Here is an 18,547-nt window from a genome sequence, read left to right on the forward strand (position 1 = left end):
ATTCAGCTCACATTGCTCACTTTGACGAACGGCACCATCAGCTCTTCGATCGAGATGCCGCCATGCACGACCGCCTGCTCGCCATGCGGCATGAAGGCAGTTCGTTGGCCGGCGAACAGGGTCAAGAAGTTCGCGGGCAGCCCAGCGATTTCCAGGCGGTAGCTATTGGGGTTCGACGCGGCCGACTCCGCCGCCAGCGCTTCGCTGCGGTACGTCCGCACGCGCTCGCCACGCATCTCTGCAGCCACGCCCTGCTTGGGGCGCCCCTGTCCTACTGCCTCGACGTTGCCGTGGTCGGCAGTCAGGTAGACGTGAAAGCCTTTGCTGGTTAGCCGGTCAAGCAGGCGCTCGACGAAGCCCGTCTCACACCAGCTCTCGATCTGAGCAGCGATTCCGCGCTTCCCAAGCGCCGCGCCGTGCACGATCTCGTCGACCGTATCGACCACGATCCCCGCCACCTTCAGCACGGAGTTGCTCAACGCAGCGTCCAGATCATCCAACTGGTCATTGCGCTTGATGCCCTTGCGGTACAGGACCTCGTTCGCCCGCAGCCCCTGGTCTTGCCAGAACCGCGCCCACTGATTCGGCTCGGGTGCGGTCGACTCGATCGTGTCCGCAAATTCCCGCGGCTTGAGCCCCGAGAAAATCGCTTGTCGAGAAACCGATGTCAGCGTCGGCAACCAGGCAAAGCACGCCGCTTCATCGAAAGCGATCTTCGGCGCACGCTTGGCCAGGGCCTCTCGAATCTGCACCCACTGATCGATCGCCAACCCATCGAACACGAGCAATGCGATCTTGTCTTCACCGGCGCCGCGCCGCATGGAGAGGAAGCGCGGGATGTGGTGGACCATGATCGGTCCTTTCGCCACGGGCAGCGACGGCAGATCGGCGTAGTGCTTGCCAGTCCACTGCCGTAGGCTTTCATCGGCCGAGGTCTGCAGGTCGACGATGGCGGCCCGCAGGCCCTCGGCACGGACCGAATCCAGCGCATGGAAGCGGGCCAGCACCTCGCCAAATTTCCGCGCCGTGCTGGTCCAGTCGCGGAACGACGACGTGACGGTGGGCAGCGTCTGATGGAGACTCTTGATGCCATCCTCCACCAAGTTCCGCAGTGCCAGCGGATCTTGAATGATGCCGACTTTGGCCCATTCCGGAATCGTCGGCAGCGCGCCCCGGACGGCCAACGGATGCAGCAGACCATCCAGGAACATGGAATCGACGATCACACGCACGTCCGGGTGCTCGAAGGGCAGCTCCACCTTCCCGGCAAACTCAGGAGCCGGCGGTTCCCCGGCGCGCGTGCCATCAACGCCCCGATCCGACAGATACCGGTACCAGGCATCCTGAACTACCCGCAACAGCGTCGCCTTTGAGCAGAACAGCTCGCTCAGGGGCAAGGCTTTGAATGCCGGGATGTCGCCAAGCACCTGTGCAACGTGATCGCCCAGCATTGACGGGAGCGCCTCCTCCCGGTAATGCAAACGCAGCAGCTCTCGCCAGAGATCCTCGGGGCGCGAGATCAGGTGGGGACTGATCCTGAAGATGTGGGTCAGGATGAACTCTTTGGTCGCCGACTCCCCAAGGGACTGCGCTGCGTGCCGAGCCTGCGCGGCATAGAGCGCCTCGTGATGCTCCGGCCCGATCTGCCGAACGACCGTGTAGCTGAGCTTCGGAAACAGATTGGCCAGACTCACGCTGACCCGCCGCGCCCGACTCAGGTAGTCCCACGGCAGATCGCTGACGCTGGTGCCGCGCAGATGCAGGATCAGCGCCTTTGACGGTCCGTCTTGACCGAGATCCCACGCGGCTCTGTAACGCTCCTCGTACTCAGCGCGGAACACGACCGAGTCTTCGAAGGGCAGCAGTTCAAAGCCGCGCTCGCGCAGCCCCGACAGGACGCGCTCGTCCAGCAGCACGTTGTCCGGGTCAGCGGCGATCCACAGTCGGGCGAGGTCCGCCGTGAACTCCTTCAGGATGCGGTCGATCCACGCACTCATGCGCGATGGCCCTCGGCTGCGAAGCCATTGGCCAGCCCCGCCTTGCCCGCCTCCGGCCCGATCCTGAGCATCAGCACCGCGTTGAGGTCCGGCACGCTGGCCTCGGCATCGTCCAACGCGGCCATTCGCGCCTGATGTTCGGCATCCAGGCGCTTGCGCCGATGCTCGCGCACCTGCGGCAACCCGATCCGGCCGATCGCCTGGTATCGCGCGTCGTACGCGTAGCGGGCACGCTCGCGCTCGTCCTTCAGCCGAGCACGATGTTCCTCCAGCAGACTGGAGAACAGGCGCTCTCCCTGGGCCCTGGCCGCCGTTGTCGAGGTGTCGAACCACGCGGCCGATTCCGTGGTGGTGCTCTTGCCGTGGATGTCGATGGCCTCGGTGAGCAGCAGATCCCAGATGCGCTTGGCGGTCGGCACAAAGGTGCGCCCGTCGTCCGTGGCGAACACCGGCAGAAAGCGCTTGCGGCTGAACCCCGGCGCCGACAGGCTGATCTCCCACAAGGACCACACGCCCGCAATTCCGTCCGGTAGCCCACTCACCTTGACGCACGGCAGCGGTTGCCCGGCCACCCATCGGGGCAGTTCACTGATGACAGCCCGCGCGCGGGGATCTTCCAGCGTCACCCATTCCAACTCCGGGTTCTGCTCGGCCGTGCGCGCGTCGAAGCACACCCTGGGCGACTCGCTGCCATCCGCCCACCGCACGCGCCAAGCCTCACCGCTCTTGACTGCCGCGCCACCCCGGGCCGGCAAACCGGTCGTGATCGCGCGCTCCAGCCAGAACTGCGCCGGGTGGTCGCGCCACTTGCGGGCGTCGTCCGGCTCCAGGGCGTGAGTGTCGGCGAGCAAGCCGCTGTTCTTGCGCGCTTCCGCTAGCTTGTCGCGCACCTGGTTGATCGCCGCGTCGCACTCCTTCTCGATGGATGCCGGGTCCTGAAGTCCGTGCACGAACAGCTCGTCGAAGATCGGCTCCGCTTCCACCGAGTCCATCACGTCGGAGGCCTTGTCGACCCCGAACTCCTCGGCGATGACCGCGAGCTTCTCTTCGAGCACCTGGCGGACGCGGTGCTCGACGGTGTCTTCGAGCACGAAGTTGATGGCCCGGACCACGTGCTGCTGGCCGATCCGGTCCACGCGCCCGATGCGCTGCTCCAGCCGCATCGGGTTCCACGGCATGTCGAAGTTGACGATGACGTGACAGAACTGCAGGTTCAGGCCCTCGCCCCCGGCGTCGGTGGAGATCAGTACCCGCTTGTCGCCAGCGAACGCCTGCTGCGCCTTGGCGCGGGCATCGAGATCCATGCCGCCATTGAGCAGCGCAATCGAGAAACCCCGGCTTTCGAGGAAGCCCGCCAGCATCGCCTGTGTCGGCACGAACTCGGTGAAGACCAGCACCTTGAGCGCCGGGTCGTTCTCCTCCTGCTGCAGCTTGTAGATCAGCTCCAGCAGGGCCTCGGCCTTGGCATCGGTGCCTTGTGCTTCGGTTTCGCGCGCCAGGTTCAGCAGCAGGTCGACTTCCGCCTTCTCCTGTGCCCACCCGGCTGCCTGAACAGCGATGTCCACCTGACTCTGCCCATCCAACTCGGCCCATTCGTCTATCTCCGCGGCATCAAAAAGGTTGGCCTGCGGCTGCGGGGAGTCGAGCAGTGCCTGCCGCTTCTCCAGCGTCGTGCGGATCGCCGCCGTGCTCGAGGTCACCAGTCGCTGCATCAGGATCATCAAGAACCCGATGTGGCGCTGCTTGGCCGCGAGCGCCTGGTTGTACCCGTGGCGCACGTAGTCGGTGACGGCCTCGTACAGGCGCTGTTGCGCTCCATGGCGGTCCTGCCAGGCGACCGCGTGCAGCCGTGTCACACGAGGCTTGAAGAGCGGCCGGCCCTCCGCGTCAATCGCGACGCGCTTCTCGGTGCGGATGACAAAGGGCCGCACCCGGTCCTGCGTGACGCTGCCTTCGTCGGGGAACGAGTCCCGGTCGACCAGCTGCATCAGACGCAGGAACTGGTCCGTTTTCCCCTGGTGCGGCGTCGCAGACAGCAGCAACAGGTACGGTGCCGCTTCTGCCAGTGCAGCCCCCAGCTTGTACCGGGCCACCTGATCGGTGCTGCCGCCCATGCGGTGAGACTCGTCAATGATGACCAGGTCCCACGACGCCGAGACCAGGTCTTCGAAGCGCTCGCGGTTGTAGTTGTTGAGTTGCTCCAGGCTCCATCCCCGCCGCCCCTCGATCGGCTTGACCGAGTCCAGCGAGCAAATCACCTGATCGTGCAGCCGCCAGAGGTTTTCCTCGTCATTGCGCCACTGCCGGAAGGCGGCCAACTCGGCCGGGTCGATGTGCTGCAGCTTCTCGCCGAAGTGCAAGCGCATCTCGGCCTGCCACTGACGTACCAGGCCCTTAGGCGCCACCACCAGGATGCGACGTGCCATTCCGCGCAGCTTCAGTTCGCGCAGGATCAGCCCGGCCTCGATCGTCTTGCCCAGACCCACTTCGTCGGCCAGCAGGTAGCGGATCCGGTGCTGGCTCATCGCGCGGTTGAGCGCGTAGAGCTGGTGCGGCAGGGGAACGACCGAAGACTGAATCGGCGCGAGGAGCAGGTTGTCCTCCAGCGCGTCGAGCAGCTTGGCCGCGGCCGCGGTATGAAGGATGTGATTGACCGATGGCTGGACGCTCTCCAGCGCGCTCAGTTCGTTCGAGCGGGCTCGCACGACCGCATCCTTGGCCGGCAGCCAGACGCGGTAGATCTCCTCGCCCCATACGTCCTGACGATCGACTATCCGGCAGGGTGATGCCAGTCGTGTGTGCCAGCACCACGCACCAATGACCAAATAACTCATGCGCTGAGTCGGTTGACGGGATACTGGGGCAACGCCTTGTTCCACGCCTCGATATTCATGACTGCACAGCCCGCTACAAACGGCCTTTTCCATGGTTTGTCACCAGGACCCAGAACAGGGATTTGCCGCCTTAGTGCGTCCGTCCTGGCCAATAACTCCGCTTCCGTCAAAACACCCGCACCAATCAGTACGAGGTAGTAGATCGGCTTGGAAACACGACCGGATCCAAACTCATAGAGAAACGAGTCGCGATACTTTGCTTTGAGCTTGTTATCCAAGACGCCACTGCGATATTCCTCCATGAAGAGCTGCTGTCTCTCAGGTGCGGCAGCCGGATCATCGGGATCTTTGAATTCGATGAACAGAATCCGGTCATCCAATTCAACAATGAAATCCACAGCCTTCATGCAATGGCTCAGGCCGTGGGTCGATCCGTCATCGAACTTGCGGCCTGTTACGCCTGCGGGCAGCGTAATCTGCAAATCTCTCTCAGAGAGCACATTCATTCGACCAACCCTCCGAGGCTACGCTTCAGTTCACGGTCGTACAGATCACTGAATGTCCCGGCGATTGCATTGGGATCAATGCCGGTGTAGCTGTCGCTGGCGTTGGCCACGACCGCCTTCTGTTCATCCCGATAGAGCGAGATGTAGCGGATGGCGTCGCCCTTTCTCTGGCGCAGATCGAACTCCTTGAGCAGCACGTAATTGTGGGTGGTCAGGAAAACCTGCACCCCAAGCCGATGCAGGGCCAGAATGATTTCGACTACCTCGCCCATGAGCGAAGGGTTCAGGTTGGCCTCCGGCTCGTCCCAAAAGAGGACTGAGCCAGACAGCAGCGTTCCGTTCTGGATCAGCAACCAGACCAGGGCCAGCTTGCGCATCCCCTCGGCGAGCAGGGTGAACTCCAATTCGCCCTGGCTGTTTCGCAGAAAGAAGTACTCGCCTTTGGCCACCACCTTGCCCTCTATGGCCTTTTGAATGGTCGTCAGCAGCTGTTGACGGTTTGCTGCGATTGGGCCTTTTAGAGTAGGAAGGAATGCCTTCTTGATGATGTCGACATAGACATCTTCGAAAGCAATCTCCCGTTTCGATGCCGTAGCCAGAAAACCGGGAGCGTGGGCAAGCATCTCCTTGACCGGAATGTAGGCGGATTCAAGCCCGGCTCCCTGCCATTTCGTTTCTCCCGTGACGCGCACATCCTTGACGTCTGCTTTCTGGTTATCAATGACCGCCTTGAGCTTGGCGCCATCATCTCGCGTGACCGTAATCTCGGCAGCGGGCAAACCCTGTTGACGGCGTATCAAACGCGTCATACGTGCCTGATAGGGGTTAAAGACGCCTAGCAACTTGCGGGCAAAACCCTTTTCTTGATCCTCGCCGGTGGTTATCGCCGTTGCAGCATAGAGGACCTTGAGCAGATGGGTCTTGCCCGTACCGTTGGCACCAATGACGACATTGACGCCTGGCGATAGCGCCTGGTCCAGCTTGGCGAATGCCGTGAAGTTCTCCAGCTTGATATGATTGATTTTGCTCATGTTCCGCTCTCCGCTCTTGTCAGCGCCTGGTCGTACCACAGAAGCAGTTTCTCGTCTTCCTGCAACGCGTCTTCGGGAATCTTCTGGGCTACCTTGATGATGGTCGTGTAGTCCTTGCGGCCCCACGCGACCTTGAACCCCGCACGCAGCACCTCCAGCCGGAACTCCTTGAGCTTGCGACCTGTCGCACCGACGTAGACATCGAACTCCTTCAGCAGCGCCTTCTCGCGCTTCTTCTCCAAGTCCTGCGCCTTGTTCGGGTCGGGCACATACCAGCGGTCTTGCGCTTTGGCGACGAGGCGCGGGTCGTTTTTCTCCAGCCCGCGCAGGTCGTGGTAGTTGGTGGAGAGGTAGCGGTGAATCTGGCTGGGCACTTCCCCGGCGCCCTCGAAGCGCAGGAAGTTGGCTTCCAGCAGCGCCGAGAGTTCCGGGCGGGTTTCGTGCTTCTTCCAGCCCGCGCCCAGTTGCTTGATGAACTCCGGGTGGATGTCCTGATAGGTGGAAGGCCGCGCCTTCAGGTAGTCCGCCGCCCAGTCGATGGCGCTGCGCTCGTCGGAGACGAACAATTCCATCTGCGGCGCTTGCGCGGTCTGCGCGCGCTTCTTGTCGTATTCGGTGACTTGCTCCGGAAGGAAGACCATGCCGTCGCGGTCGGGGAAGCGGCTGCGGATGCTGATCTGGAACTCGTCGTTCGAGAGCGGCACGGGCGAATCATGACGCACGAACCACGCGACCATGCGGTCATAGATGCGGCGCGGGTCGCGCTCGATGATGAACTCCAGTTCGCCGTTCTTGACCTTGGTGACGGACAGTTGCCGCAAGTGCGTCTGCACGAAGTCCCACGCCGATTCGACCGTCGCACCACTCTTTGTAAAACGTTCTTCCAGCCCGCCGTTGGGCTTGTAAACGGAGATGACCAAATCCTGCTTGACGGTGTTGGGCGACATCACCTGCTGGAAGCTGCCTTGCACCTTGTCCAGCGCCGTGACTTCGGCAACCACGAAGCCGGTCTGCTGCAAGGCCACTTGAATGGCGTTCCACACCGCCGCCTTGCTGTTGGAGAACACCACCGTCATCCAACGACCCGGCTTGAGCACGCGGAAATACTCCGCGAAGCAGCTATACATCAGGTGCTGATACTCAGGGACTCCCTTTTGTCGAACACGATCAATGATTGCTTCAGGTTTTGGATCGGTCTTGACGCCATGCCACGACTCAACCAAGAAGTTCAGGTCTGCGTAATAGATATTTTCACCGAATGGCGGATCGGTGAAGATGTAATCAACCGACTCATCTGGTGACGGGAGTCGCGCTGCCGTTCCGCAAGTAATGACGCTGAAGTTATTGGTTGTTTTGTATGTCGCGAAGACTTTAGCCAAGCGTCCAAGTCTGTTTGAAAGGTTGTACCAAGGAGAAACCTCAGACGTATGCGACGGAACATAGTAAACGCCGGACAGATACTGGTTCACATTGGAACTCTCAGTTCGCCCGTGCATTAGGGTCTTATACCGATTTAGGACAGACATCCCCCATATCGCCTGCTCTACGAGAAATAAGAGCATGTTCCTTGTCCGAGGCTCTGGGTGGGACTTTGCCTTTCTCCAAAGCAACGCCATCGCCTGCGCCGCGCGCGGGAGAAATAGATAATGGATGGCCGCGGTATTGGTCGTTTTCATGCGACCAACCCTAGACATCTGGCTGTCTGGAAAGCGATCCGTGGGCACGTCTGGCGGCAGTGGTAGTGCTGCGATCTTAGCCACTCTATCCAGATCAGCCTTATCCGGCTTTTTGGTATATGCCGTCTTGCCAACCTTGTAAGAAATCAAAGCAGGCACGCGCTTCGGACGCTTATCGGGCTGCCCGGTCGCCGGATCAATGAACGTCTCGAATTGCAGATCCATCTGCTCTTTCTTGGCCTGCGCACCGCAATGGGGGCACGTCAGCACATCTGCGATTTCCTTCGTTTCCTCATCCAGCGCCGCATCGGTGAACACGATTTCGCCCGCACACGACGGGCACGCCAGAACTTCGCTCCATACCGTGTAGTCAATTCGAGCAATCGTCTTGCCATCGCTGTGCAGCGTTTCGTACATCCAGCCGATGTCCTGCTCCACGGCCTTGAGCAGTTGTTTGCCCGCCTGGGCGAAGGCATCCACATCGAAGGGAATGTTGTAGTTCGCGCCGATGAAGGTGGCGGCGGGCGACAGGTCGTTCAGCACCGCGCGGCGTGCGCCCCACTGGGGCGCGGCGCGGCCTTCTTTCTTCCACGCCTGTTCCAGCTCGAACCGGTAGCTGTTTGGTGCCGTGCCGCACCACTGCGCCGCCACGCCGGTCATGCCCGAACCGGCAAAGCCGTCCAGCACCACGTCGCCCGGCTGGGTGTAGTGCAGGATGGACGGCACGATGGCCAGGTGCGGCACCTTGGTGTGGTAGCTGTGCGCCTTGTAGATGGCATCGGTCTTGCCCACGCTGACATCAATCGCCAGCGGCTCGCGGCTGTATTTCACCGCCGGGTCGTAGGGCTTGCCGTAGTGCGCCACAAACTCCGCCAGCCACGGGTTCGGGCAGGCGGTGTAGTACGGTGGATCGGACATGGCGAGGATGGCCTCAATCGTGCCTTGCGGAAAACCTTCCTGCTGGCGGAAGGCCGGGTCTTGTAGCTTCTCGGCCAGCAGCGCGAGGAAATGCGCACGCCGTGCGTCGTCGCTGGCGAAGGTCTGGCCGAGGCATTCGACGGGGCCGGTGGTGGACGAGGCTGCGCTCGCGGAAAACATGTCAGACATCGAGAGCTTCCTCTTCTGTTTCTTCATCATCCGCTCGGGGTTCGGCGGGCTTCTTCGGTTTGATGGCAATGGCGACTGCCTTGCCCGTTTCCAAGGTTGCCCGGATGACATCCTGAAGCACCTGCGACTGGTTGGGCGTCGTACCAACCCAAGCCTTGGACACCACGGTGGTAAATGAGGTGTTGTCGAAATGACGCTTTGCGTTTTCGTAGGTGATCCGCAGGCCACCTCTCGGCCCTTTGATGCCGGGGTCGTTCTCCAGCAACTTCCAGTAATCCAGCGGCAGGTACATACCGGGCACCAGACTCACGTCGTCCGGGTTGAACACGAGCCGGGGGCAGAGCTTGAGGAAGAACGGGTTTTCAGTCAGCCGGTAGCCACCAATGTCGGTGTTGGGCGCGCATGCCTTCAACACGCCAAGCACGGCATCCATGCGGTCGATTTCTTTCTTCAACTGCGCATCGGGCAACCGATAGACGGCTTCGGCTGGCTCATCACGTCTGTCTTCACGCTCCATTGCCTTGTACTGAACCATGACAAAGCTCTGGTAGGTTTCGTTGAAGTAGATGAGATCGGTGCCGGTTTGCTCTTCGAGCGGAAGGCGGTTGGCAAGGATGACGGTGAGGCGTTCCGACGTTTCCTCGGACTCGAATACCGCCGCGCCATAGGGGTAGGTCTTGATGACATCAAAGCCCGGCAGGTTTTGCAGGTCGTTGACCACCATCGGGTCTTCACGCAGACGAACGCTGGGCAAGCCATCCAGAAAGGACACCGGCGTTTCGTTCGATGGTGCCCATTGCTGAACAGGGTCGCGACTGAGTCCGGCAATCGACAGTGCTGTCAGCACCGCTTCTTTCTGCTGTGCCAGGTTCTCCCTTGCCTTGTCGGGCCATCGCCGGATGCGGTCGGTTCTGGTTTCACTGAACCGATCCAGCAGGGAGCTGGCTTGGGGCGCAAGCTGGCGGATGGTTTCGACGACGGCGAAAAAACCTTTCTCGGTCAACAAACCGCCCGACCGGAACCGCTTGCGGATGGATGCTGCGCTACGCTTCGGCAAGCGGTTGAGCAGCTTCCTCACTGATATTGGCTCCGACAGTTCTTCCGCTTTGTCGATGTTCAGCCGGCTCAGGCCCGTGCCAGCACGCACGCCGCGACGCCCCAGCCCAATGTGCGTCAACTTTCCCGCGCCGATGACAAAACAGACCAAAGGTGCTGTTCGGCTGTGTTGAAAGTCGGCGACAGGTTCGGCAAATGCACGCTCCTCAGCGACACACCCCAGGAATGCGTCCATCCGATCTTTCGTGAGGAGTACGACGAAGCCGCTTGCTCTTGCCATCGAATCAGCTCACTCCACCACGAACCGCAGCTTGCTGGCGTCCTTGCCCTTGCAGCGCTCGTTCAAGAAGGCTTCGAAGCGCTTGCGGATGTCATCCGGCGTCGCGGGTGAGCCGCCTTGCAGCAGCGCCTTCTTGATGTCTTCGCTCGTGACGCCGATCTTCTCCAGGCCAGAGAGTGCTTCCTGCACGGCGCTGACGAAGTCGGGCGGCACGGGGTCCGGCAGCTTCTTCGACGCGACGAACTTCTTGATCAGTTCGTGCGCCGAGGCTTTGAGCAGGTCGAAGTTGGCCTGGATGATCGGGTCGTCCAGGTTGTCCAGCAGCGTCTGCTGCCATCCTTCGAGAAGACGATCCAGCTCATCATCGAGCTGCTTGAGCACGTTCGCCGCCGGCAGGAAGTCGCCCTGTTCGTTGGCCGGACGGAAGTTGCAGTGCGGGCAGTACGGGCTGGCGGCCAGCTCGGACTCCACCAGCGACGCGCAGCTCTTGAGCTTGTCGAGCTTGTCGTCGAAGGCGGTGAGCTGGCTGGTGGGCATCAGTGAGATGCCCGCGAGCGCTCGCATCGCGACCAACCTGGGGTCCTTGCGCAGTGCCGACTTGGTCTTGTCTTCGGCAACGCCCAGGCGCGCTTTGCTGTGCTGGGCGATGTAGGCCGTCAGGTAATCCCTCTTCAACTTCGCCAAAGTCTGCCGGTAGTCGGCGGCATGCTTCGCGCTGCGGTCTGTCGCCAGCTTGTCGAGAATGTCCTTCCGCGCCGCCTGCGCTTGCTTGACCCACGGGTGGTCGCTGGCCAGCACCAGCTCGGCCTGCGACAGGTAGCCCGCCGTGGCCCCGAGCTCACCGACGAGTTCCAGCAGCTTCTCGACCGATGCCAGGACTTCGAGGTTCTTCTTCTGCGCATCGATGTCGTCCGAGCCGACGCGCAGATTCTTCAGCTTGCCGACCGTGTTGTACGGCGTCAGGCCTTCCGTGAAGGTCTTCAGCGCTTCCAGCCGAAGCCGCCAGTCACGAATCTCGTCGTCGGTCAGCAGCGGCTTGCCCCAGAAGCTGAGCTTGCCGTGAAGATCCGTACCAGCGATGAGCACACGGCCGACGAGTTTGGAGACGGCTTCGAGCAGTTGCTTGACCGGTTCTTCCGACCCCTGCGTGGCGAGCTGGGCCAGCCCGGGTGACAGGCCCAGCAGCTCGAACAGGGAGCGCAGCACCGCGACGTTGATCTCCTTCGGGGCTTCGACGTGCTTGAACTGCTTGAGCTCGTCGAGACTGCGCTCGGCCAGCTGGGTGATCTTCCCGGAGTCGATCTTGTCGCCCGTGATGGCCAGGACGATGTCGCCGGCGTAGACGAGCCCGCCCAGTACCGTCACCAGCAGATCGGGTTCCAACCGGAACTTCACCGGGTGGAAGTACTCGACGTCGCTCGGCCCACTTAGCAGCTCGCCACGGTTCAGCACCTGGCCATGGCCCTTGGCCTTGAGACGGCTCAGGACCTCCTGCGCGTAGCGCGAGCGGCCTGGGTCGATGCGGTCGCCGTCGAGCATCTCCAGCGCATCCAGGATGGCATTGGCGTCCTTGGTACGCGTGCCACCCGCCAGCGCCTTGAGCGCGCTGCCGACCAGCTGCTTGCGGTTGGTCTCAGTGACCAGCATCGAGAAGACTGGGTAATCGGGCGCGATGTCGGCGAAGTGCTGCTTGAGTGCCAGCCCGGAGATCACGTTGACAATGTCGCGGAAGTTGGCGCGCTCATCGGCGCCCAGGCGCAGCTTGTCGCGGATCGAGACGCCCTTGGTCCACTCCTGCAGGGTCTTGGTCTTGCCCTGGTAGGTGACCTCGTAGGCGGTCATCTGCTTCTCCTGCAGCCACTTGCTCATGTCGCGCAGGGCGTCCTTCGCCTTGTCCAGGTAGATGGCCTTGGCGCCGCCGCTGGCAGTGGACGCGAGGTCGTGCGCCGCGGCGTAGAAGGACAGGTGCCGCTTGATGGCGTCGTCCAGACCCTTCAGGCGGAAGAACACTTCGTCGGCCTTGCTCTCGTCGCGGAACCGGGGTGGCTCGAAGGGCTGGATGAAGTAAACGTAGAAATCGCGCTCGGGTTGCGCGGTGGGGCGGTCGTTCGGGGCGCCGAAGAACAGGTAGCCATTGCGGTCGACGCGGTGCTCCTGCCACTCGATCTGGTATTGCCAGATCTGGTGGCCCGTGACGTAGGTGCTCTCGTCGGTCCGCTCCATTAATTGCTTGATGGCGCCGTAGTAGGCACGGTCCAGCGCGTCGTCCGACAACGCTTCGGCGCGCTTTTCGATCTGCGCGTCGTAGTCGACGTCCTTCTTCAGGTCGAGGTAGTACTGCTCGGTGTCGGCCGCCTTGGAAATGAACTGTCCGTTGACCGTCTTGACGATCTCGCGCAGCGTGGTCTGCACGGCGGTAAGCAGGTCGTCGGCGGGATCGCCGCCCATGTCCTCGATGCCTGGCTGGTACAGGCACAGGGTGTCGCGCAATTCCGCCGCCGTGGGCCCGACCGGCACGTAGATGTCGCCCCCCGTCGTGAGTCGGTGCACCGAGAGCCCGCTGATGACACGCAGCGCCATCGCCTTGTAGGTCGGCCGGGAGAAGGCCTTCTGCACTCGCTCGGTCAGCACCTCGGACACCTTCAGCACAGGCCCGATGCTCGGGTCGGACCGCAACACCGAGTTGGAGGTCACCGTCTCCCAGAACTTGTCGTAGCCGATCAACCCCGGGCGATCGTCCGGTACGTCGTTGTTGAGGATGGCCTGGATCTGGTCGCGCAACGTGACCAGCGCGCCGCGCTTCTCGGTGAACACCAGACGCTCGAAGGTGCCGATGTACTCCGGATGAACGGGGAACAGGCGCACGTACTCGTCCATGCGCTCGTTCATGGTGCTGTAGAACTTGGCGAACTTGGTCAGGTAGGTGCGAATCCTGTTCTGCTGGTCTGCGGTCTTCTTCAGCAGACGTTCGGCCACGACGAAGCTGACGTCCTGGCGGGCGAGCAGCACCTGCGTGAAGCGGTCCTTCACGCGGCGCAGGCTGTCCGCCACGTGCTGGAACCGGGTGCTGTCGAAGATGGCTTCCTGCACGCCGGCTACGAAGCGGAACCGCAGGTGCTTGGTGACCTCGCCGATCTCCCGCAGGAACGACAAGTCCAGCACCAGGTCGTGGTCCTTGCGGGAGCGCAGGAACTCCAGGAACTCATCGACGACCAGCAGCACGCCGTGGTTGGGGTGAACCTCGGCGAAGGCGGCCATCATTTCCTCGAAGGCTGCCTTGTTGTTGACCACCTTGTCGGCGGGTGGGAACGAGTAGCTGACGCCGTTCTTCTCCAGGAACAACTCGAGCTGCTGCGTGACGATGTCCCGCAGCGACATCTGGCTGGAGATCTCGATGCGGTGCACCTTGAACTTGCCCGCGATGGCCGCCGCTGCCTCCGCGACTCTGGGGTGGCGGATCATCGACTGGTAAGCCGCGTCCTCCGCCACGAGCGAGATGACCGACATCAGGTGCGACTTGCCCGTGCCGTAGTTGCCAACGACCAGCACACCCTTGTGGTCGACCGATTCGTCGAACGAGAGCTGCGGGATCATGTGCTTGGCGATCCGCTCCGCCATGTCGTCCGAGATGACGTAGGTCGCGACGAGTTTCTTCGCCTCGTTCGGACGATTGGCATCGAGCAGCTGGATGACCGATTCGATCGGTTCGAACTGGATGAGATCGCTGTAGCGCATGTGTTCCCCTATTCCCCCTACTGAATCGCGAACGGGACCAGAGCTTCAATGCCATAGTCCTGGTGTTCCGGATGACCCATCTCGGTGTAGATCAGCCGCCCATCCCGCAACTCGCCCGGCCAGACAGCGACAACCCGTCGTGCATGAGCGTGCCGCTTCAGCAAGTCGAGCGGATCAAGCTGGAGCGTGCGGTCGAACAGAAGCTCGATGTTGTCGAGCAGCAGCAAGTCACCCACGGCGTGCTGATCGGCCAATTCACGCAGGATGGTGTTGGTCTGCAGGTGACGCTGCCGCTGGGGGATCGCCGCCAGCCGGCGACCCAGCTCCGCGCCGACGTTGATCGGTTCCGCCGCGACACGCTTGCCAAACGCGATCAGAAGCGCGGTCTTGCCAGCACCCGGAGCGCCCACCAGAAGGATCAGCTTGCAGTGGAGGGCCCCGACGTCGGTGGCCAACCGGTCAAGTTGCTCGAGCACTGCTGGCCTTTTTCTCCGGCCGCGCCGGTGGATTGCGTATCGTTATTCGGCTGCCGTGTCGCCATCAGGACCTCGATGGGACGGCGGTCGAATCTTATGCTTCCAAGGCTCCCTCGACAAGCGAGGCGAAACTCTCGTACCAACTCGCCGCGACTGGTTCGGCGGCCAGCGCCAGCGGCCACCCAGCCAGTACTCCGGCATGGCCAACGAATGGAGCTTTCGGGTGTGCCGAGAAGCGCAGCGCTTTGGCTGAAGCCCTGGGCAAACTGGCAGCTGTGCGGAAGAACGGATTCTTTGCGTCGCGGCCGTCGAACCCTGCCGACGAGACATTCCTGCGGCGTGCGACGCACGGCGATACGGACGACCTCGTCTCGGAGGCTTCCCTGCTGGCAACCGCTCCAGCTGCGCCAAGACGGTCATCGGCAACAGCAAGCGGTTGTGCAGGCAATTGGTGGCGTTGAGCGGGAGCGCAAGACCCCGCTATGGGCTGCGATCGGTTGCGATCGGCACGGGCATTGCGAGAAGCCCCCCGACGACTGGCGTCGGGGTACGGCATGAGCAGGGAACGGATGGTTTCGAGGTCGTCGGACGCGACCCTGCGAACGGCTTTTCTGACACGGCCAGAAGCCCTGACTGACGGTCATAGGCCAGGAGTTTGACGCGACCGTGCGCTGGCGGTCGCGAAAGACGAACAGGGCGCCGTCGAACGGATCCTTGGCCAGTTTCTGAAGCGCTCTCCCCGGCGAGACCGTCAATGCCGCAGCGAAAGTCTCCCGGTTCGGCAGCAACGCAGACTCGTGATCAACACGATTACGCCTGCATCTGCCAGAGGCTGCGGGCAATCCCGGCGATGTTGCTGCTGGCCGCTTGCGGAAGTTCGATCCGCAGCGCGTGCCCGTGTCGGTCAGAAAAGGATGGAGACGCAAGCCGGTGGGGCGAGCGGCAGACCGAAGTCTAGTTCGACGAAATCCGCTGGCTGGGAAGTGCTCCACGCGCTCTCGGCCGGACTGCTGGTCGTGGCGTTCAGCCGGCGCATCAGGCGGGTGTAGTCGAGCTTCAACGCGACCGCCACCCTGCCGATTCCGTATCGCCCGGCGAGGACGCTTGCTTGCACCCACGGGTCGTCCGGAATGCGGACGCTGCTCGGGCGCTTGCTCCGCCACGCGGGAAGAGCGGCGGCCGTTTTGGCCAGCTGCCGGTCGACAAGGGGAAGGGATGAGGGCATCGACGGGGATCCGGACCACGATGACCGAGCCCGACAATCTACCAGACGCCACCTGGAATTCCACGCAGGGTTGCCGAAAGCATACCAGTGGGCGAATCAACGGGACTCGACCGAGCATGATGAACGAGGGGTTGGCGTAAAATGGACGTCGTCCGGCTTGAAGTCTGGCGGCACACCGGTTGACGAGCGAGCTGGCAACGCTCTCGCCCCAGCTGCCTGCTACGCTCGCACGAATCGTGTGAAAGTCGGACCTGAATTGCTTCGGCGAACTTGGGAGCGTGCCTGGTTGAGCATTGGTGCGCCCGGCAGTTTCCCTGAGGACAGCGGGTCAGCAAACCGCGGGAGGATCCTATTTCATGCATCTGGAAGGTGATGCAAGGGCCATGCATTCACCGGTGGACTAGCCGCACAACATGCGTCGTCGAGTTCTGATCTCCTGGATAGCCGTAAACAACGATCCCTACGAGCGTGATCGGGCAGGTGGCGACTTTCGCCTGGTTGATGGTTGCCGGGTTCCTGGTCCATCTCTGACCCTGTTGTTCGACCCTGAGTCCGTTTATGCGGGCAGCATTTCTGACTTCGTTCTGTTTCATGGACGAGCGCGAGACGGGAAGGAAACACGCGAATCTCGATCGGTCAGCCAGACATTGGAGGAACTGAGAGCCAGGGATCCGGATCTGCGCATTCATCAGGAGCCCTGGGACGGCGACGATCCAACGGATCACGGGCAGATATACGAGTTCCTCAGGGAGAGGCTCCCGGCAGTACGGAAGAGGTTTGCCGACCGAGAACTGGTGATCCACGTCAGTCCGGGCACGCCTTCCATGCAAACGGTCCTGATACTGATGGGCGAAACAGGGTTCATCGACTCGCCATTCTCCCTCGTCAAGTCCTATCGCAAGGAGGAGCGGAACGGCCGCCCTGCCGTGGTGCCCGTTCGGCTCGGCATCGACAGCTACTACAAGGCATACCGTGCGGCGCGGCCTACGGAAATTTCCTCGGAAGATGCGGCGATCGTCTGGGATCCTGCGCGGTTTCAGTCGGAGCGCATGCGGCAGATTTTCGACGAGGCCCGCAGATTTGCGCAGTTGAATGTACCCGTTCTCTTGCTCGGTGAGCGAGGCACGGGCAAGACAACTCTGGCTGGCTGGATTCGATCCCACAGTCCGTACCGTGTAGAGGCACGGGATGCTCATTGGCCGGCGGTCGCCTGCGGCCAGTACAACCCCGAAACGATGCGTGCTGAGTTGTTCGGCTATAAGCGCGGTTCCTTCACCGGCGCTCTCAGGGATCATGAGGGCCTGCTCGCAGTGGCCCATAAGGACACGTTGTTTCTCGACGAAGTGGGGGATGTAGGCCGAGACCTCCAGCGCCTCCTGATCAAGGCCGTCGAGGAGAAGAGCTACATGCGCTTGGGGGACGATCGACAACTGACGAGCGACTTCAGACTGATATCGGCGACAAATCTTTCGGACGAAGAGCTGCGCGAGCGACTGGACCCGGACTTTTTCGATCGCATCAGCATGCTCACTCTGCGCCTGCCGCCGTTGCGCGAGGTTCCAGAAGAGATTCCCTGGCTCTGGGAAATGGTCTTCGCTCAGGCCTCGCGTCGAGCCGGCACTGCTCGGATACGGCTCCCGGACAGCGCCCACCGGGCCATCGTGAACGAGCTGTCGCGTCATCCACTTCCCGGGAATCTGAGGGACTTGTTTCGGGTGGCGTACCGCACGATCGCTGCCCGGGCGGATCGGCACTCGCCCCTGTCGGCCGCCGAGGCGTCCCAGTACGGTCTGGCGGGCGTGGACGGATCCCGGACTGACGCCGGAGCGGACTCGCTACCGCAGTCCGTGGCGCGGGCGTTTGCCGAGTCATCGAGCCTGGATGCCCTGATCCCACCCGGCAAGACCATCGAAACGAAAGTCGTCGAGCGAGCGCTCAAGGGGTACCTGGCGGCTGAACTTCGCAGGGTCGCGAAGAAGCGGGGCGTTTCGCCTGACACCCTCTGCGATGTGACGGACCGCGCCTTGAGAGAATGGTCGGCAGCCAGGGAGCGGAAATATTGATCCGGTCTCTGGAAAGTTGCTTCCGAATAGCCACGATTTCCGGTCTCCGCGCGAGTCTGGCGATAACCGCTCAAATGCTATGCAACAGGTTGATATATAGGACGTTGCGTTCCTCTTGGCGCGTCGCTTTGGAGCCGTTGGCACGCTTTTCGCTGGTATGTCTGGTGTGGGGCCCGGGATCGGTCCGGGCCCGTCCAACCCGGGAGAGCCAGCCAGATGAACAAGCAGAGCATCGCACCCAGCAACGCTCCGGCCATCACTCAACACGCGTGGACTCGCATGAGCGGCCGTGGATTGAACTGCCAGACCATCGATACCGTGCTGAGCTTCGGGCGTGTGATTCACGTGCGCGGGGCGGCGATTCACGTCATCGGCCGGAAGGAAGTAGAGAAGCTGGCTCGTTTCGGCGTGGATGTGGGCCACTGCGAAGGGGTCCAGGTCGTCTGCACCCCCGACGGATCCGCAATCCTGACGGTGTACAGGAACAGCGACTTCCGAGGACTGAAGACGGGTGGCGGACGGCGTTGGCACTGATGGCTTGCAGCTCGCTCGGCCAGAACT

Annotated in this window: 11 protein-coding genes; 2 read left to right on the forward strand and 9 right to left on the reverse strand. The window is 62.1% G+C overall.

The features are described from left to right. Nucleotides 1-2: 2 nt before the first annotated feature. From pglZ to NFW05_RS05900, 9 genes are all read right to left on the reverse strand, one after another. Entirely contained in the window at nt 3-1,997 is a 1,995-nt protein-coding gene (gene pglZ / locus NFW05_RS05860; protein ID WP_295303524.1) for a BREX-3 system phosphatase PglZ, read from the reverse strand. Continuing rightward, on the reverse strand, nt 1,994-4,831 hold the full coding sequence (locus tag NFW05_RS05865) for a helicase-related protein (protein WP_295303527.1): 2,838 nt from the start codon (nt 4,829-4,831) through the stop codon (nt 1,994-1,996). The genes pglZ and NFW05_RS05865 overlap by 4 nt, the downstream gene beginning before the upstream one ends. Beyond that, nucleotides 4,828-5,337: a hypothetical protein gene (locus tag NFW05_RS05870; protein WP_295303530.1), complete on the reverse strand. Its 510-nt coding sequence runs from the start codon at nt 5,335-5,337 to the stop codon at nt 4,828-4,830. Before NFW05_RS05870 ends, NFW05_RS05865 begins: the two co-directional genes overlap by 4 nt. Then, complete coding sequence (locus NFW05_RS05875) at nt 5,334-6,368, reverse strand: ATP/GTP-binding protein (RefSeq protein ID WP_295303533.1); 1,035 nt, start codon at nt 6,366-6,368, stop codon at nt 5,334-5,336. Before NFW05_RS05875 ends, NFW05_RS05870 begins: the two co-directional genes overlap by 4 nt. Continuing rightward, the gene (locus tag NFW05_RS05880; protein ID WP_295303536.1) at nt 6,365-9,151 is read right to left on the reverse strand and encodes a DNA methyltransferase; all 2,787 of its coding nucleotides are present in this window, start codon (nt 9,149-9,151) and stop codon (nt 6,365-6,367) included. The genes NFW05_RS05875 and NFW05_RS05880 overlap by 4 nt, the downstream gene beginning before the upstream one ends. Beyond that, a complete protein-coding gene (locus tag NFW05_RS05885) occupies nt 9,144-10,442 on the reverse strand; it encodes a hypothetical protein (protein WP_295303539.1) in 1,299 nt (432 codons plus the stop codon). The genes NFW05_RS05880 and NFW05_RS05885 overlap by 8 nt, the downstream gene beginning before the upstream one ends. Nucleotides 10,443-10,496: 54 nt before the next feature. Beyond that, nucleotides 10,497-14,222: a DUF6079 family protein gene (locus NFW05_RS05890; RefSeq protein WP_295303542.1), complete on the reverse strand. Its 3,726-nt coding sequence runs from the start codon at nt 14,220-14,222 to the stop codon at nt 10,497-10,499. 17 nt (nt 14,223-14,239) lie between these two features. Next, nucleotides 14,240-14,698 (reverse strand): BREX-3 system P-loop-containing protein BrxF, encoded by a 459-nt coding sequence (gene brxF / locus NFW05_RS05895; RefSeq protein WP_295303545.1) that lies wholly within the window; start codon nt 14,696-14,698, stop codon nt 14,240-14,242. 904 nt (nt 14,699-15,602) lie between these two features. Continuing rightward, a complete protein-coding gene (locus tag NFW05_RS05900; protein WP_295303547.1) occupies nt 15,603-15,923 on the reverse strand; it encodes a hypothetical protein in 321 nt (106 codons plus the stop codon). A 413-nt stretch (nt 15,924-16,336) separates the two neighbouring features. Here NFW05_RS05900 and NFW05_RS05905 point away from each other — a divergent pair, with 413 nt between their 5' ends. Further along, complete coding sequence (locus NFW05_RS05905; protein WP_295303550.1) at nt 16,337-17,986, forward strand: sigma 54-interacting transcriptional regulator; 1,650 nt, start codon at nt 16,337-16,339, stop codon at nt 17,984-17,986. Nucleotides 17,987-18,202: 216 nt separating this feature from the next. After that, entirely contained in the window at nt 18,203-18,520 is a 318-nt protein-coding gene (locus NFW05_RS05910) for a DUF4258 domain-containing protein (RefSeq protein WP_295303553.1), read from the forward strand. The last annotated feature ends 27 nt before the right edge of the window (nt 18,521-18,547 follow it).

It is taken from the genome of Accumulibacter sp. (genome assembly GCF_023806625.1).
Lineage (GTDB): Bacteria > Pseudomonadota > Gammaproteobacteria > Burkholderiales > Rhodocyclaceae > Accumulibacter.

Bases quoted from the DNA above. Each gene is read 5' to 3' on its own strand.
- pglZ (WP_295303524.1), bottom strand. From the start codon at position 1,997: ATGAGTGCGTGGATCGACCGCATCCTGAAGGAGTTCACGGCGGACCTC.
- NFW05_RS05865 (WP_295303527.1), bottom strand. From the start codon at position 4,831: ATGAGTTATTTGGTCATTGGTGCGTGGTGCTGGCACACACGACTGGCA.
- NFW05_RS05870 (WP_295303530.1), bottom strand. From the start codon at position 5,337: ATGAATGTGCTCTCTGAGAGAGATTTGCAGATTACGCTGCCCGCAGGC.
- NFW05_RS05875 (WP_295303533.1), bottom strand. From the start codon at position 6,368: ATGAGCAAAATCAATCATATCAAGCTGGAGAACTTCACGGCATTCGCC.
- NFW05_RS05880 (WP_295303536.1), bottom strand. From the start codon at position 9,151: ATGTCTGACATGTTTTCCGCGAGCGCAGCCTCGTCCACCACCGGCCCC.
- NFW05_RS05885 (WP_295303539.1), bottom strand. From the start codon at position 10,442: ATGGACGCATTCCTGGGGTGTGTCGCTGAGGAGCGTGCATTTGCCGAA.
- NFW05_RS05890 (WP_295303542.1), bottom strand. From the start codon at position 14,222: ATGCGCTACAGCGATCTCATCCAGTTCGAACCGATCGAATCGGTCATC.
- NFW05_RS05900 (WP_295303547.1), bottom strand. From the start codon at position 15,923: ATGCCCTCATCCCTTCCCCTTGTCGACCGGCAGCTGGCCAAAACGGCC.
- NFW05_RS05905 (WP_295303550.1), top strand. From the start codon at position 16,337: ATGCGTCGTCGAGTTCTGATCTCCTGGATAGCCGTAAACAACGATCCC.
- NFW05_RS05910 (WP_295303553.1), top strand. From the start codon at position 18,203: ATGAACAAGCAGAGCATCGCACCCAGCAACGCTCCGGCCATCACTCAA.